At 35.2% G+C, this 15,225-nt stretch carries 20 protein-coding genes; 9 read left to right on the top strand and 11 right to left on the bottom strand.

The genetic code is table 11. The annotated features are described in order from the left end of the window. Window positions 1–34: 34 nt before the first annotated feature. The 3 genes from AC1FXP_RS01105 to AC1FXP_RS01095 all read left to right on the top strand — a co-directional run bounded on the left by AC1FXP_RS01105 (window position 35) and on the right by AC1FXP_RS01095 (window position 3,258). The gene (locus AC1FXP_RS01105) at window positions 35–253 is read left to right on the top strand and encodes a hypothetical protein (RefSeq protein WP_480058095.1); all 219 of its coding nucleotides are present in this window, start codon (window positions 35–37) and stop codon (window positions 251–253) included. Window positions 254–422: 169 nt separating this feature from the next. Beyond that, the gene (xerS, locus tag AC1FXP_RS01100) at window positions 423–1,502 is read left to right on the top strand and encodes a tyrosine recombinase XerS (RefSeq protein WP_480058094.1); all 1,080 of its coding nucleotides are present in this window, start codon (window positions 423–425) and stop codon (window positions 1,500–1,502) included. 322 nt (window positions 1,503–1,824) lie between these two features. Beyond that, window positions 1,825–3,258, top strand: coding sequence for an SLC13 family permease (locus tag AC1FXP_RS01095; RefSeq protein ID WP_480058093.1), 1,434 nt, complete (start codon window positions 1,825–1,827; stop codon window positions 3,256–3,258). A gap of 749 nt (window positions 3,259–4,007) precedes the next feature. Here AC1FXP_RS01095 and AC1FXP_RS01090 read toward each other — a convergent pair. The 3 genes from AC1FXP_RS01090 to AC1FXP_RS01080 form a co-directional block, all read right to left on the bottom strand. Beyond that, on the bottom strand, window positions 4,008–4,088 hold the full coding sequence (locus AC1FXP_RS01090) for a putative holin-like toxin (protein WP_420842554.1): 81 nt from the start codon (window positions 4,086–4,088) through the stop codon (window positions 4,008–4,010). 141 nt (window positions 4,089–4,229) lie between these two features. Then, on the bottom strand, window positions 4,230–5,231 hold the full coding sequence (locus tag AC1FXP_RS01085) for an LLM class flavin-dependent oxidoreductase (RefSeq protein WP_480058092.1): 1,002 nt from the start codon (window positions 5,229–5,231) through the stop codon (window positions 4,230–4,232). Window positions 5,232–5,260: 29 nt separating this feature from the next. Then, window positions 5,261–5,407 carry a hypothetical protein gene (locus AC1FXP_RS01080; RefSeq protein ID WP_480058091.1) on the bottom strand — a complete coding sequence of 49 codons (147 nt, stop codon included), beginning with the start codon at window positions 5,405–5,407 and terminating at the stop codon, window positions 5,261–5,263. Window positions 5,408–5,513: 106 nt separating this feature from the next. Here AC1FXP_RS01080 and AC1FXP_RS01075 point away from each other — a divergent pair, with 106 nt between their 5' ends. Then, window positions 5,514–5,693 carry a small acid-soluble spore protein H gene (locus tag AC1FXP_RS01075; protein WP_480058090.1) on the top strand — a complete coding sequence of 60 codons (180 nt, stop codon included), beginning with the start codon at window positions 5,514–5,516 and terminating at the stop codon, window positions 5,691–5,693. A 37-nt stretch (window positions 5,694–5,730) separates the two neighbouring features. Here AC1FXP_RS01075 and AC1FXP_RS01070 read toward each other — a convergent pair whose 3' ends face one another. Together AC1FXP_RS01070 and AC1FXP_RS01065 are read right to left on the bottom strand one after the other, a co-directional pair. After that, on the bottom strand, window positions 5,731–5,940 hold the full coding sequence (locus tag AC1FXP_RS01070; protein ID WP_480058089.1) for a hypothetical protein: 210 nt from the start codon (window positions 5,938–5,940) through the stop codon (window positions 5,731–5,733). Between the two features lie 197 nt (window positions 5,941–6,137). Next, window positions 6,138–6,314 (bottom strand): hypothetical protein, encoded by a 177-nt coding sequence (locus AC1FXP_RS01065; protein ID WP_480058088.1) that lies wholly within the window; start codon window positions 6,312–6,314, stop codon window positions 6,138–6,140. Window positions 6,315–6,476: 162 nt separating this feature from the next. Between AC1FXP_RS01065 and AC1FXP_RS01060 the strand changes: the two genes are divergently transcribed. The 3 genes from AC1FXP_RS01060 (at window position 6,477) to AC1FXP_RS01050 (ending at window position 7,902) form a co-directional block, all read left to right on the top strand. Next, complete coding sequence (locus tag AC1FXP_RS01060; protein ID WP_480058087.1) at window positions 6,477–6,953, top strand: YsnF/AvaK domain-containing protein; 477 nt, start codon at window positions 6,477–6,479, stop codon at window positions 6,951–6,953. Between the two features lie 93 nt (window positions 6,954–7,046). After that, entirely contained in the window at window positions 7,047–7,553 is a 507-nt protein-coding gene (locus tag AC1FXP_RS01055; RefSeq protein ID WP_480058086.1) for a YsnF/AvaK domain-containing protein, read from the top strand. A gap of 142 nt (window positions 7,554–7,695) precedes the next feature. Then, window positions 7,696–7,902: an alpha/beta-type small acid-soluble spore protein gene (locus AC1FXP_RS01050; protein ID WP_034742580.1), complete on the top strand. Its 207-nt coding sequence runs from the start codon at window positions 7,696–7,698 to the stop codon at window positions 7,900–7,902. A gap of 287 nt (window positions 7,903–8,189) precedes the next feature. Here the strand turns inward: AC1FXP_RS01050 and AC1FXP_RS01045 are convergent, their stop codons facing one another. From AC1FXP_RS01045 to AC1FXP_RS01030, 4 genes are read right to left on the bottom strand one after another with little or no spacing between them, the layout of a single operon-like run. After that, the gene (locus AC1FXP_RS01045) at window positions 8,190–8,879 is read right to left on the bottom strand and encodes a hypothetical protein (protein WP_480058085.1); all 690 of its coding nucleotides are present in this window, start codon (window positions 8,877–8,879) and stop codon (window positions 8,190–8,192) included. Continuing rightward, window positions 8,876–9,628: a hypothetical protein gene (locus AC1FXP_RS01040; protein WP_480058084.1), complete on the bottom strand. Its 753-nt coding sequence runs from the start codon at window positions 9,626–9,628 to the stop codon at window positions 8,876–8,878. Before AC1FXP_RS01040 ends, AC1FXP_RS01045 begins: the two co-directional genes overlap by 4 nt. Beyond that, complete coding sequence (locus AC1FXP_RS01035) at window positions 9,612–10,508, bottom strand: ABC transporter ATP-binding protein (protein WP_480058083.1); 897 nt, start codon at window positions 10,506–10,508, stop codon at window positions 9,612–9,614. The genes AC1FXP_RS01040 and AC1FXP_RS01035 overlap by 17 nt, the downstream gene beginning before the upstream one ends. Next, complete coding sequence (locus tag AC1FXP_RS01030; RefSeq protein ID WP_480058082.1) at window positions 10,508–10,885, bottom strand: GntR family transcriptional regulator; 378 nt, start codon at window positions 10,883–10,885, stop codon at window positions 10,508–10,510. The genes AC1FXP_RS01035 and AC1FXP_RS01030 overlap by 1 nt, the downstream gene beginning before the upstream one ends. 166 nt (window positions 10,886–11,051) lie before the next feature. Between AC1FXP_RS01030 and AC1FXP_RS01025 the strand changes: the two genes are divergently transcribed. Beyond that, window positions 11,052–11,777, top strand: a complete 726-nt coding sequence (locus AC1FXP_RS01025) for a YetF domain-containing protein (protein WP_480058081.1) — start codon at window positions 11,052–11,054, stop codon at window positions 11,775–11,777. A 182-nt stretch (window positions 11,778–11,959) separates the two neighbouring features. On the opposite strand, the gene AC1FXP_RS01020 is transcribed toward AC1FXP_RS01025, so the two are convergent. Both AC1FXP_RS01020 and gltC read right to left on the bottom strand, forming a co-directional pair. Beyond that, window positions 11,960–12,139 carry a hypothetical protein gene (locus AC1FXP_RS01020; protein ID WP_480058080.1) on the bottom strand — a complete coding sequence of 60 codons (180 nt, stop codon included), beginning with the start codon at window positions 12,137–12,139 and terminating at the stop codon, window positions 11,960–11,962. Window positions 12,140–12,634: 495 nt separating this feature from the next. After that, window positions 12,635–13,534 (bottom strand): glutamate biosynthesis transcriptional regulator GltC, encoded by a 900-nt coding sequence (gltC, locus tag AC1FXP_RS01015; protein WP_480058079.1) that lies wholly within the window; start codon window positions 13,532–13,534, stop codon window positions 12,635–12,637. A gap of 182 nt (window positions 13,535–13,716) precedes the next feature. Here gltC and gdhA point away from each other — a divergent pair, with 182 nt between their 5' ends. Continuing rightward, window positions 13,717–15,099, top strand: coding sequence for an NADP-specific glutamate dehydrogenase (gene gdhA, locus AC1FXP_RS01010; RefSeq protein WP_480058078.1), 1,383 nt, complete (start codon window positions 13,717–13,719; stop codon window positions 15,097–15,099). The last annotated feature ends 126 nt before the right edge of the window (window positions 15,100–15,225 follow it).

The following is a 15,225-nucleotide window of genomic DNA, read 5'->3' as shown; positions in this document are numbered from 1 at the left end:
TACGTCTATGTATATAGAAGGAAATGTTAAAAAAATGCTATTTGTTGCCGAAGAATACATAGATGTAAATAATTTAGATATTTCTATTGCAGATGTAAAAGTGTTTGATGCAGCAAGAAGCGATGAAAAAAATAAGTGGGATGTGTATCTAGAGGTTGAGAAAGATTCAAATGAATTTGACTTAACTGCGTTAGGATGGGTTTCTGTATCAGACGAGGAAAAAGTCATTGAATATTATTTGTGGGCCGAGTAAATGAACGATATCATATTAATTTTCGGTTAATCGAAGTCATTAATAATATTTGTTTGAACAAAAGGGGGTAGCGACACCCCTACACTTTATTACGTAAAATATAAATTTGACGTAATAAAGTGTAGGTATTATAATAATAATATAGAATATTATTATTCGAGGTGTTTTCATGGGAAATCAACAACAGCATTTTCAAAAACTTAATGCGTTACTCAATCATTTACCATGGTATGTTGGTGAATATATAAATCATAAACAAAGAAAATTATCGGCAGCTTCATTACTTAATTACGCTCATGATTATAAAATTTTCTTTAACTGGCTTAAAAATGAAGGCTTACATACTGGTGAACTGAAAAATGTTCCGCTTGAACTGTTAGAATCCTTAACAACCCAACAAGTTGAAGGTTTTTTAAGCTTTTTGCAATATCAATTAAACAATAAAGAAATTACGGTAAACCGCAAATTATCTGCATTGAAATCTCTTTTTAATTACTTACAAAACATTGCAGAAACACGCGAATTAAAACCTTACTTACAACGAAATGTCATGGCTAAAATCGAGTTTAATGAGATTAAAGAAAGCATGGAAACGATCGCCAATAAAATGGAAGGCAAAATCTTAATGGGCGATGAATATGAAAAGTTTAGGCAATTTATAGCGTCTGACTACGGTCTACTCAATAAAGATAATAAAAAACTTTATAACTTTCATCTTTTCAATCGTGAACGTGATACAGCTATTGTCTCCCTTATTTTAGGTTCTGGACTACGACTTTCAGAAGTCGTAAATTTAAATATAGATGATATTGACTATAGCAAATATACCGCACGAGTTATAAGAAAAGGTAACAAAGAACAATTTGTTTTCTTTAGTAAACTAGCAATGGATGACCTTCAGGATTACTTACAAATTCGAGAAAGTCGTTATAAAGTCGATAAGTCTAACAAGGCACTATTTGTTGCAGCCCCAATGGGACCAAAAGGAAAGCCTAGAAGATTAACAGCACGATCCATTGAAAAATTAATTGAGAAATATGCTGTAGCATTTGGAAAACCATCATTATCAGTACACAAACTAAGACATTCATTTGCTACAAGGTATCATACTGAAATTAACGATGTACCCAAATTACGAAGGCAACTCGGACATTCTTCCATTCAAACAACAATGATCTATACCCATATTAATAATGATGATCTAAAACAAGCGGTTGATAAAATGGATATACCTAAAGGTGATTCTTGATGCCTTTAGGTCTCTTTATCATTTCGAACTTTATTACGCAAAATATTATTTTTTCTTAGTTTACATAACATTAATTATCAGAAGTTATTTTTAAATCGTTTTTATATCTCAATTCCAAAGTTTACTCTTAATTTTGAGACGTAAGATAAAATTCCTTTTTTGATCTATTATTAACACTCATAAATAAAACAAAATTCATCCTTTTAGTATCAAACAAAATAAATACTTCCCCTCTTTCCCCCTCCCTTATAAAATTAAATCCTGTCCTAATTACTAATGATATAACATAACTTGTATCAGAAAGCTTTTACTCTTAGATTGGATGGTGATTCGAATCCATTACTCAAATCGTCAGTGGATTGGTCTTTATCTTGGTCCGATTTTAGCTTTAATATTGTATTTCATTCCGGTGATAACTAGATTGGCAAATGAGCCTAGAGCAGTTTTATCCATAACCGTATTGATCGCTATATGGTGGATGACAGAACCATTACCCATTGCCGTCACTTCCCTCCTTCCTCTTATTCTTTTGCCTATAAGTGGTGCTGTGAATTATGAAGTAACTTCCGCTGCTTACTTTAACCCGATCATATTAATGTTTTTAGGGGGATTTACAATTGCTCTGGCTATAGAAAAGTGGAATTTACATAAGCGAATAGCTATGTCGATTTTGCTTCTTATTGGGACAAGTACGAAGAGAATTATATTAGGGATCATGTTATCAACCGCCTTCCTCTCTATGTGGATCTCAAATGCAGCAACGGCATTAATGATGTTCCCTGTCGTAATGGCATTAATTTCAGAAGTTAAAAACAAAGAAATATTTGATCCAATTTCTACGGAGTCTTTCACGAAAGGATTATTGCTAACCGTTGCTTATTCAGCTTCCATTGGCGGACTTGCCACACTAATTGGTTCTGTACCTAATGCTATTTTTGCAGGGGTTGCAGATTCAGTACTTCATCAGAAGATTTCGTTTGCTGATTGGTTTGTGTTTGCTTTTCCAATTACAACTATTTTGTTACTTCTACTTTATGTTTTAATTCTATTTCGTTTTCCTTTTCCATCAGGTACTCATATTCCAGACAGCATCGTTAAGCAACAGTTGAAAAATTTAGGCGATATGACACACGAGGAGAAATCTATATTATTCATTTTTATTACTACAGTTGCCCTTTGGATTTTTAGTGGCTTTTTACCCTTTCAATTAACAGATACAACAATTGCACTGCTTGGAGCTTTCATCCTTTTTCTTGTACCAAGTCAATCACAAAAAGGGATGCTCATGAGCTGGAATGATATGAAGCAACTTCCTTGGGGAATTTTATTACTATTTGGCGGCGGGTTATCCCTTGCGGCTGCTTTTGTTGAAACGAATTTAACAGGTTGGATAGGAATTCATCTAACTAGCATAGGGTCATTGCCTTATGTGTTGCTTTTATTTGCCTTTGCTACGTCTTTGCTTTTTATGACCGAGTTTTTGTCTAACACAGCAGTTGCCAATATGTTTATTCCCATTTCAATTGGCATTGCTTCTGGCATTGGAGTAGATCCCTATGCATTAATGACTATCGTTGCCTTATCTTCTACTTGTGCTTTTATGCTGCCTGTATCAACGCCTCCAAACGCCGTCGTTTTTGGATCGAACTTTATTTCAATTCAAGACATGCTAAAAACGGGCTTCCGACTAAATATCATTGCTATTATTGTCATTGTCGCAGCGGTTTATTTTTGGCTGCCATACTTCTTTCATTAATAATAAAAGAGCAAAGTGAAGAACCTTATAATGGGTCCCCCACCCTTTGTTCTATTTACACTTTTAACCCTTTATCAATCACTCTATTCTTACGGTAATTGTTAGACGCTCTCATTTTAATAGTCTTATTTTACATTCATCAGAGAAATAACTAGGCATTTCCTGGGGAAGCGCATAATATTACAAAAAAGTCAATACTTCCGCGAATAAACTCGATCGTAGTCGATTTTTTTGTACTAGCTTCTTTTTAAACTAATCAAACGTTTGTTTAAAAATAACCTATTTTTTTTAATTCTTAAATAAACCTATATACAGTACTATTATTAATATGAGATGACTCTAACGTAAACCCCTTTAGTAGCCTTAGCATATGCTTCATCATTCATTTTTCTTATCCTCGATGATAATGTAGACGATTTGATGACATGAGTACCAAAGATAGAATCGTTAATAATCATGACGTAACTCCTTTTAGCATTTAATTCTTTTACCATTCTACCCTAATACTAAATATCCACTTAAAATATTTATTGTAGTGACAGAACCTAAAAAAAGAAGAGATAAGAAAAAGTTACATTCCGTTTGATTTTCTTGAACGGAGAACGTATACTAAAAATATACATGCATACAATAGAAAAAACCGACGGTGCTGGTAACACCATCGGTTTACACAATAGAACTGCCCTTCAAGGGGGCGGCAGATCACACAATACAATGGATCCACCCTGCTTCTCTAGAGCAAGGGTGGATTATTTTTCTTTTGACGTAAGGATCACAACTACTAATGTTGCAAATGCAATCATAAGCATTAGTGATTCAAATACAGTCACCGGCCTCACCCCCTTTCATTTGGGGATGATATACCGTCCACCCTTTAGAAGCGATATTCTATTGCCTTATCATTATAGCATAAGAAATTGGTAGATTTAAACATAAAACAAACACACGTTCTGAACTAGATGATTTCTCTATTACGAATTCCTCATTTTATCTGCTATTAATCGATAGGAGTTAATCCTATCTACTGGATCATGCGTAATTGATATGATCATTAATTCATCAAAGACATATTTTTCTCTAAGTCTCATAATTTGTTCTCTAACTGTTTCTGGATCACCAATGATCATTTTTTCTTTCATTTTTGCTATTGCTTTTAGGTCTTGCTCTGACAATGGATATTCTTTTGCTTTATCAATGGAAGGAACTCCCTGTTTGCCTTCTCCTTTTCCCGTTTGGATTTTCCACACTAATGAACTGAGAGCTATTTTTTCTGCTTTTTCGATTGTTTCCGCGCAAATAATCGAAACGGTTAGAATGATTTCCGGACGATTTCCAGCCTTTTTTGGTTTAAAGTTATCTCTATACATACCTATAATCATTTGGCCATCATAGTCACTCATAAATAAACCAAAGGCATAAGCCATTCCATATTCCGCAGCGAGTAAGGCACTTTTTTTACTAGTGCCAAGAAGCCATGGTTTAGGAGGACTGTTTGGGACCGGTGCTGCAGTCACATTTGCATATTTATGTTCCGGGGGAAAATCCTGATCTAAAAAATGGAGAAGTTCTTTCACTGACGTCGGCATCTCAAATACTTGTTGTAAAAATTTATCTGACAACGCATTTGTGACCTCAGCAGAACCACCAGGAGCTCGACCAATTCCTAAATCAATTCGACCAGGAAACAATGTAGCTAAAGTATTATACACCTCTGCTACTTTAAAAGGTTTATAATGGGGCAATAAAACCGCCCCGCAACCAATTCGAATGGTTTTTGTGTTTGCACCAATATACCCTAGAATCACTTCAGGTGTTGAGCAGGCTAGACCCGGAAGATCATGGTGTTCAGCAATCCAGTAGCGCGTGTACCCTAGTCCTTCACCAGCTCTTGCAAGTTCCATTGACTGTTTTAGAGCCATACCTGCTGTTTGATTGGTTGAAATTGGTGCTTGGTCCAAAATACTTAATTTCAATACATTCCCTTCTTTCATCCTATGAATTATTAATGAGTAGAAATGTTGCTATTCATTGGATTGACGTCTCGTTGTCTGTACTCATCCTGTTGTGTAAAATTAGTAATCACTAGATTTACTACAATAAATACAACAATTACTGCTCCTATTAATAGCCATTTTCTGTTGTAATTCATATATTTCTCCTTCTTTTTTACGAATTAATCCTATGATTCGATTATGAATAATACTTACATTTTGTGCAAATAGTATGAATTGAAAAAGACGAATGGAGGAACCAAAATGAATAAGCAACGCGCGCAAGAAATCGCAACTTCACCTGTTATGGCGAATGTCACTTATAATGGCACCCCGATTTATATTCAAAACGTGAGCAATGACCACGATATTGCCCGAATCTTTCCACTAGATGATCCAGAAAATGAACAAGAGGTAAATTTATCAAGTTTAGTTGAACATTAAATGAAACCACCCATTCAGGGTGGTTTTTGTGTACTATTTAAGAATTATTACTGATTTGAGCAATTTCCTCTTCAGCTATATCTTCATTTGCTCTTTCTAATTCTTTATGTTCATTCACTGAATCTCCAGCATAACGATCGATCGTATGTTCTGGATGATCTGGATCTATTTCTGTTCTTATTCCTATTTCACCACTTGAATTTGCCTGTGTCGGCATTTCGAATTCACTTTTCTTATTTGATTTCATTTGATCACCTCTACATTATCATTAACTGAACTTTTCTTTTCATTCAAATTGTTGATTGATGTCCATTTGTGTATTTAAGACGTTAAGGGGAAACACCGTAATTTGAAAGTATTTTCTATATTAAAAGAAAAATTCAAACGTTAAAACAAATCAGAACAGGACTGGGGCGTTCCTTCCCTGTTCTGTTCCGTTCGTTTTCATTCGTTATCTTTCTCTTCAGTATCTTCTTGATTATGTTCATTTAAATATACGTTTTCACTCGTAGCAAAGTTCACCGACAACAAACTTTCAGCAGGGTTTAAGCCGTATAATCCTTTTCTAAAATCCGATACATCTTCTCCGCTTTCAAATTGTGGGTCTTTTCTCTTAGTCATTAATTACACCTCTTGTTCTTAACTAACCTTCCTCATCATTATTTGAAAAAAAACACTTTTTATTTATCAAAAAAGTATAATTCCTCTACATATTTTGCTTATAAATTGGCGAAGATAAGATTTGTACCACGATCAATATCACTTTCCTAGGAGGTTTTCATAATGGGCTTTTTTGATTTATTTAACGAAGAAGAAACTCAAAAGGAAATCCGCAAAGAGGCACGTGAAGTAGATCGAACTGCAGATACAGAATTTGCACAAGAAAGTGCACATTTAGATCTGCGTGAAGAAGAATTAGATATAGATAAATACCGTGTAGAAACTGGTGATGTGACTCTTCATAAAGATATCGTTGAAGAGGAAAAAGCAGTTAATGTTCCTGTCTCTCATGATCAAGTCGTTATTGAACAAAGAGCAGTTGATCATGAACCAACAGACGATCCTATTACCGAAGAAGAAACGATTCATATTCCAGTTACAGCAGAAAAGATTGATGTGGATAAACATACTGTTGTTACGGGTGAAGTTTCTGCTCATAAGCGTTCTGTCCAAGAAACGGAACAAGTACGAGATGTCCTTCATAAAGAAGTGGCAGAGATTGAGGAACATGGTGATACGGATATCATTAGAGAAGATTAATATTAATCGGACCCTACTTACTATTGTAAGTAGGGTTTTTCATAAAAATAAAAGGTCGGGGAAAGATAAAAAAAATTAATCAGGAGGTTTCCTATGGGAAAGTATATCCTTGTTGGTGCCATAATTGGAATACTTTTAGGATGGCTATTAAATTTCTCACTTATAACTGGAGGGATTATTGGAGGGGTTTTTGGAATCATGGGTAACGTGGTAATCAATAGAAGACATACAAAAGCTTTTAATGACACGACTGAAGACTCAGAAACGCTCCGTCTCAGAGAAGAGGAGCTAGAAGTAACAAAAAAACGAGTACAAACAGGAGAAGTAAAAATACATCATGAAGTTGTAGAAGATAAAAAGACCATTACCGTTCCAATAAAGCGTCAGGAAATGGTGATTGAAGCAGCAAATGAAGAAGAAATACGAATTCCAATTAAAGAAGAAGAAATAGAAATTCATAAGCACCCTGTTAAGGTGAATGAAGTATCTGTTGAAAACCGCCAAATTGAAGAAAATGTAACCGTTACTGAAAAACTAAAAAAAGAAGTAGCCGATATAGACGTAAAAGGTGAGGCAGATGTCAAAGAAGAAGAACACTAGATCTCCTTCATAACGCTTTACATTAAAGCGTTATGATATTTTTTATTCTCTGTAATTGGTAATATTTACAAAACGTTTTACTACATAAAAGAAAGCAAACTTTAACATACTATTCTCAAAACCAAGAAAGAGGTGTTTTAACATGGCAAGTAACAACAATAATTCAAATCAATTATTAGTTCCAGGTGTACAGCAAGCATTGGATCAGATGAAGTACGAAATTGCATCAGAATTTGGGGTTCAACTAGGAGCTGACACGACTTCCCGTGCAAACGGCTCTGTTGGTGGAGAAATTACAAAAAGATTAGTTCAAATGGCTGAGCAGCAAATGGGTGGATCTCAGTTTTAAAAGTTATTCCGAACAAGAACAGATTAAATACAATAAAGTGCGCTGATGTTCAATCAGTGCACTTTTTAATTTAGGTAGTTCCTCTCCACTTTTCTGCTTTATTAATAATTTCTTTTAAATAATTGTTCTTGCCTTACGAAAGAATTAGTAACCTATACAACAGGTGTCAACTTTTCGGTTCCTGTTTTGTTCATATTGGTGGTATTTAGTGGAAGGATCCTTGTTACTTTTAGAATTCTGTAAGACAAAACAAATTTGGTATTTTACTTAGTTTTTGTGTCTCTGTTTTACTCCCACAACACATTTGCATAATCAACAATTTCCAACTCTTCTGGAATTTTTAAATATAGCACTTCTGGTGCCATATGTGTATGGTGTCCGTTCAATAATCTCTCTTGTTCTGAAAATTGAGTAATAGTAAACTCTTGGTTGAATTGAGCAAAGTGCCGTTCAACCACTTCAGCTCGCATAAGCTCAAGCGTACTACCATCAAGTTCTAAATCAACCCTACTTACAACTTCGGAAATATCAATGTTCCCTGCTGTGGATACACCTGTATAGTAGTACACTTCAATTGTACTGTCGTTCGTTGACTTTCGCTCCGTTACGACCGAGACAGAAATAGGATTACTATATTTAGTTCTTAAATGAAGCTTCGGTTGATCATAGTCAAATACCCATTCTTCCATTTTTATACTACCCTCTAGTGAGTCTAATTCACCCTCTAGGGCAGCATTATGAAAATCGTTATAGAACTGATTCATCTCAGATTGAGAAATGTCTGGTACGTTAACTTCATCAGCCTTTGGAATCAATTGATAGATAAAGACAGAAGCAATTAATATCAGCGCATACCCTACAATAAACCACTTTGTACTATTCCCAGAAAACCATTGTGACTGTCTTGTCCCCGATCCTTTTACGACGCCTGCAATTACAATTGCAATGATCACTAATAGGGTAATACTCATTATCATTGTCTAACCTCCAATCGATTTAATAGAAGGAACGAACTTACGAAAAACATCCCGGTAAGAACGATGATTTTACAAATGAAAATAAATAAGGATGTTTCGCTAAATAAAAATTCATTAATCCAAACAATCACATTTCCTACACCAGACTGGTCTCCAATAAATAAAGCCCCAAAGACGATTGCTGGTACCGAAACAGCGAAGAATCTGTGAAGCTGAACAAGCGTTCCGATGAAATAACCAGCTGAACTAAACAGAATCACATACATAATTGTTGCAATCGTGCCTACGATAAACTCACCTGGTGCAGTCTGATAAACACCTCCTGCTAGCGCTATATCAATAAAAAAGAAGTAAATAATGTTCTTCAATAAAAAACTCGATAACATCGCTGAAATTCCTGCAGCAGCACATGCAAATAGGAGAAAAAGAACCGTAGAAAGACTACTACTTAGACGATTGGTCACAAAAGAAAAATCATCATATCGATATGCTCTTGTTGTCAGCATAATCGCTGTAATAAAAGCCCATAGGAACGTAAAAGTGATCACCATATTCGCTGAATAACGACTAACCGTAACAGAAAAGCTATCCGAGCCACTACCGTACGAGCTGACACCATTAAAGGAAAAAACAATCGCAATGAGCTGCAGGATCATTAATGATACAAACACACCTAAATACGCTTTTATTTTATAGCGAAACTGCCTTGTGACCACAGTCGCAAAGTTAACCTCATTTAAAGACATCATCAATCCCTCCTTTTGTTTTGTTCGTTAGGTACACATATAAATCGCTCGAAGCAACAGGGGAAACTTCAACCCCTTTTACCTTTGCTTCATGAAGGTCCGCTTCTGTGTAGTCATTTTCCACAACCACATACGTCCGTTCGATCCCATTTTCTTCTAAATGGTACACTTCCTTATCCGAGATTAATTGATTTACGATACTTATATCTCCACTAAACCCAATCGCCATTTCTTTAAAATCCGTTAATGGCAAGTGGAAAAGGGTTTTCCCTCCTTTAATAATAAGAACATCTTCTAAGAGATCTTCCACTTCATGTAAGTGATGACTCGATAACAAAATCGTTCTCGGATAAGCGATATAATCTTTAAGTAAAGCACGATAGAAGTCTTTCCGTACAGCTTCATCCATGCCAATTGTCGGCTCATCGAATATCGTAACTGCACAACGAGCCGCTAAGCCTATAATCATGTTGAAGGTGCTTTTCATTCCTTTTGAAAGGTTGTTGTGACGCTGCTTAGGATGAAAAGAAAAATAGTTAAATAGCCGCTTTGCAAGTTCCCTATCCCAATTTTGATAAAAACTACCAGCTTGTTCTAATATTTCGCTTAAAGTTAACGATGTTGGAAAGCTCATTTGATCATCTACAAAGATCGAATTGGCTGACACCTTTAAATTATCAAATGGACGCTCGGACAAAACTTGCACTTCTCCTGATGTTTCTTTCAGAAATCCAGCAAGTATTTTTAACATCGTTGATTTTCCGGCTCCGTTTCGCCCAATTACACCGGTTATCTTGTTTTCTTCAATCGCAAATGATACACCTTTTAACGCCGCCATGTTCCGATATACTTTTGTGACATCCTTGCACTCAATTACACCCATTATACTTCCCCCTTACGCTTCATTGATTTTATCATGTCGATTAATTCTTCTTCATCTACATCAAGGTATTCAGCCTCCATAACTAGCTCAAAAATGAGTTTCTTTAGCGTGTGATTTTTTCGCTTGTTTTTGATCCTCTCTCTCGCATCTTCAGCTACAAACATACCTAGCCCTCTTTTTTTAAAAAGAATATTCTCTTCTACAAGTAAGGTCAGACCTTTACCGGCTGTAGCAGGATTAATATTAAACTTGTCAGCAAGTTGATATTGAGAATAAACTTTTTGATCCGTTATAAAATTACCGCGTAAAATCTCAGCCTCGATCCATTCAGAAATTTGCACATAAATCGGTTTTGAACTTTCTGAATCTAAAATCAAATCTTCCCCTCCTCTCAGGAGCAGTGCATTAGTGTTGTAATGTAGTATATAATATGATCCAATGTTTTACAAGATGTCGATTAGTACAGAATAATCTTAAATTTGTGTATAGAAAAAGACAAAAGGGATATGGTGGTAATAATATTCGAATAGAAAGGAGGGGCATTTGTTGGAGATTTGGCATGGTACAGACGACTTACCTATATATGGATTTATCATAAGAGCAACAATTATATATGTTTATATTTTTATGGTGGTAAAAATATTAGGTCAACGCTCAATGGTTTCTTTTCATCCCATTGACTTTATTTTTGCAGTTATTATAGGGGATGTGGTCGGAGAACCATTATCAAGTGGGGACATTGCGCTTGGCGGACCATTGGCTGCAGCTTCATTCATTGCTGGATTACACTTATCCTTATCTTACTTAGCACTTAAGAATACAAGAATTAGACGTATTGTAGAGGCTGAACCAATTATTATTATTAATAAAGGACATATCTTAGTAGACGAGATGCGTAAAGCCAAAGTTACAGTTGAATCACTGATGATGGACTTGCGACTAAACCAAGCAAGTGATTTAACAGAAATTGATTACGCCATCTTAGAACCTAATGGACAGATTAGTGTTATAAAGAAATCTAAATATGACTCATTAACCCCTAATGATTTTATGAAAGATTCACCAGAGAAAGGATATCCCTCGGTACTGATATTAGAAGGAAAGGTCAATTATTCAAATTTAAAAAAATTGAATCTTACCACTGAATGGTTACAGGAACAAGTTGAAAGGCATGGTTTTGATAGCATTAAAGAGATATTCTTACTAATGGTTAATGAAAGAAGCGATCGGATTTTTTTAAGTGGGTATACGAAGAAAGATATTAGTTAGAGTTATAAATGGAGATTGAGCAGATTCAGCTAAGAATAGAAACTAGCAATGAACTAGCATCAATATGATGATGTGAATATAACAACAAAGAAATAAGCAACCGAAATTATAATAGCTATCGGTTGCTACTGTAGTGTTATTTATCTTTAGACAATACAATGCTTATCTTTAGACAACTAAGGTTAGATCGTTTTTTTCAATTTAGCGTTTTTATTCATGTTACCATGAAAGCCATTATATTTCTTGTTTACTTCTTCTATTTTTTTCTTTAACTTCTCCTCGTCTAAATCTGGTTCTACGTAATCTTCATAGATGACTTTCCTTTGCCATTCAGTCCACTTTTTGTCCATTTTTTTATACATCTTTTCATTCACCTCTGTCATATGCTCTAAATTATGTTACGGAATACATAAAGCCCAAATAAAAAAGCAGAATATTCCAAATGTTATTCACACAGTAATCTTATAGGCCTGCTTACTTTTCTAACGAAACGATCGAAATAAATTGTTCTACTTGTATTTTAATTTTGTAAATCGATCTTATCAATACGGATAAAAGATAGGATTCATATCGAAATGATATGAAATAGTGACAAAAAAGGGGGAATAAAGGTGTTTTTGCCTTGAGACCCCCCTCTTTTTGTAAAACTACACCCAAGAACCACTACAACATGAGGCGTATCCCCACAACTTCCCACGTGATAAAACCATGAAGTACTACTGTTGAACAAATAAACCTGTTAACCCCCATGAACTAGCACCTAGCATAACTAATAAATAAGCCTTGAATCTTGACAACGTAAATCACCTTCAAATTAATTTCTCGTTTGTTTTATTCGTACTAGATTTTGTCTTTCTTCACAGCGTATCTCTCTCTTTAAAAAAGCCTGTGAGAAATTCATAGAATAACTTTTCGGTAGGTAATAATTGTCGTTCACTTGGTATGAGAATTCCCACTGTACGAGTTACAGCTGGCTTAATAACAGGTATTTTCACGGTTGCATGAGGCACACTGTCAACTAATGTAATTTCGGGTATTAACGTAATACCTAGACCTGCCGATACCAAACCCTTTAGCGCATCAATATCATCTCCTTCGAATAATATCTTTGGATTAAACCCTGAGTGCGAACAAGCTTCTACTATAAGATCTCTCAAAACAAAACCTTTTGGTAATAAAATAAATGGCTCTTCTTGTAATTCATTTAACGTTAATGATTGTCTATTAGCTAATGGGTGATTTTGAGGCAATAGCGCAACAACACTTTCTGTAAAAAGAATTTTGCTCTTTACCTTTTTGTTTTCCTCTGGTATCGGACCAATCATTGCCATATTAAAATCTCCATTAATAACACCAAAAATTAAATTACGGTATGTAGCTTGTTTAAGCTGAAATTTTGCTTTGGGATACATCTCTCGAAAAGCAACAATTGCACTAGGGAGTGTATATGCTGCCATACTAATAGGATATGCAATACGAATCGTCCCTTGCTCTGGGTCTAAGTACTCTTCCACTTCTATACGTGCATTATCAATGACATTCATTGCTTGCTTCATTCTCTCTAGAAACATTTTCCCAATTGGTGTTACCTTTACTCTTCTTCCTTCTCTTATAAATAAATCAACTCCTAATTCTGATTCTAAATTTGATATTTGTCGACTAACAGCTGATTGTGCAACATGTAGAGCATCTGCTGCCTCTGTAACATGCTCTCGCTTTGCAACTTCCATAAAATACCTAATTTGTCTCAATTCCATATTTAGTCCCTCACTATTCATCTCATTTCGGCATGAAGTTTATCTCTTTTCTATATTGTTCAGAACATTTATAAATTATAAGATATACCATAACAGAAAATTTAACAAACAATCGTAAAGTAATTTGTAATTGCTTTATGTTATTGTAATATAAATTTATTTTTAAAGCCTGGGGGTAAAACATGTCTACATTAATACAGCACCAGAATCAAGAAACACAATTCGCAAAATGTTACGTCGACGATGTTTATAACTTAGTAAAAAAGCGTAATCCAAACGAAAGCGAATTTCATCAAGCAGTAAAGGAAGTTTTTGACTCTTTAGTTCCAGTACTTGCTTCTAATCCAAAGTACATTGAACATGGAATACTAGAAAGAATGGTAGAACCAGAACGCGTCATAAGTTTTCAAGTCCCTTGGGTTGATGATCAAGGCATGGTACAAGTAAACCGAGGGTTTCGTGTCCAATTTAATAGTGCAATTGGTCCGTACAAAGGTGGTCTCCGTTTCCATCCATCAGTAAATGCAAGTATTGTTAAATTTCTTGGATTTGAGCAAATTTTCAAAAATTCCTTAACTGGTCAGCCAATTGGCGGTGGAAAAGGTGGATCTGACTTCAATCCAAAAGGAAAATCTGACAAAGAAATTATGCGCTTTACTCAAAGCTTCATGAGTGAACTCTCAAAATACATTGGTCCGGACGTTGATGTACCTGCTGGAGATATCGGGGTAGGTGCTAGAGAAATTGGATATATGTTTGGTCAATATAAAAAGATACGTGGTGGTTTTCAAGCTGGTGTCTTAACAGGGAAAGGTTTAGCTTATGGTGGTAGTTTGGGCAGAAAAGAAGCAACTGGTTATGGAACGGTTTATTTTGTTGAAGAAATGCTAAAAGACAAAGGATTTAGCTTCAAAGGAAGCACAGTTGTCATATCAGGTTCTGGTAATGTATCTATCTACGCTATCGAAAAAGCGCAACAGCTTGGCGGGTATGTAGTAGCTTGTAGTGATTCAAGTGGATATATTTTTGATCCTCAAGGTATTAATGTTGATACTGTTAAACAATTAAAAGAGGTTGAAGGTAAACGAATTAGTGAGTACGTACAAGAACACCCTCACGCACAGTATTATCCAGGATGCTCAGGTATTTGGTCGATTCCTTGTGATATTGCTTTACCGTGTGCCACACAAAATGAAATCGATGAAATAGCTGCTAACTTATTAGTATCCAATGGAGTAATAGCTGTTGGTGAAGGTGCTAATATGCCTTCAACGTTAAACGCAATAGATATATTCCATGCTAACAAAGTACTTTTCGGTCCAGCTAAAGCTGTAAATGCTGGTGGAGTTGCTGTGTCAGCATTAGAAATGGCGCAAAATAGTATGAGACTTTCTTGGACACTTGAAGAAGTTGATGCGAAGCTCCAAGACATAATGAAAAACATTTATAGAAACAGCATTGAAGCTGCACAAGAGTACAATGCTCCTGGAAACCTTGTTGTCGGTGCAAATATTGCTGGTTTTAAGAAGGTTGCTGATTCCATGATTTCACAGGGAGTTATCTAATTTCACAAAAATAGGACTTACACTAGTAAGCCCTATTTTTTATGAATCAATTTAGTCTTTTCAAAATTTCTCGACAATACATTTCTACCTACAAAATATAATATGAAAAAGGGAATCATTCCAATT

It is taken from the genome of Halalkalibacter sp. HAAS-P013 (assembly GCF_056619925.1).
This window is presented reverse-complemented; position numbering and strand designations above follow the sequence as displayed.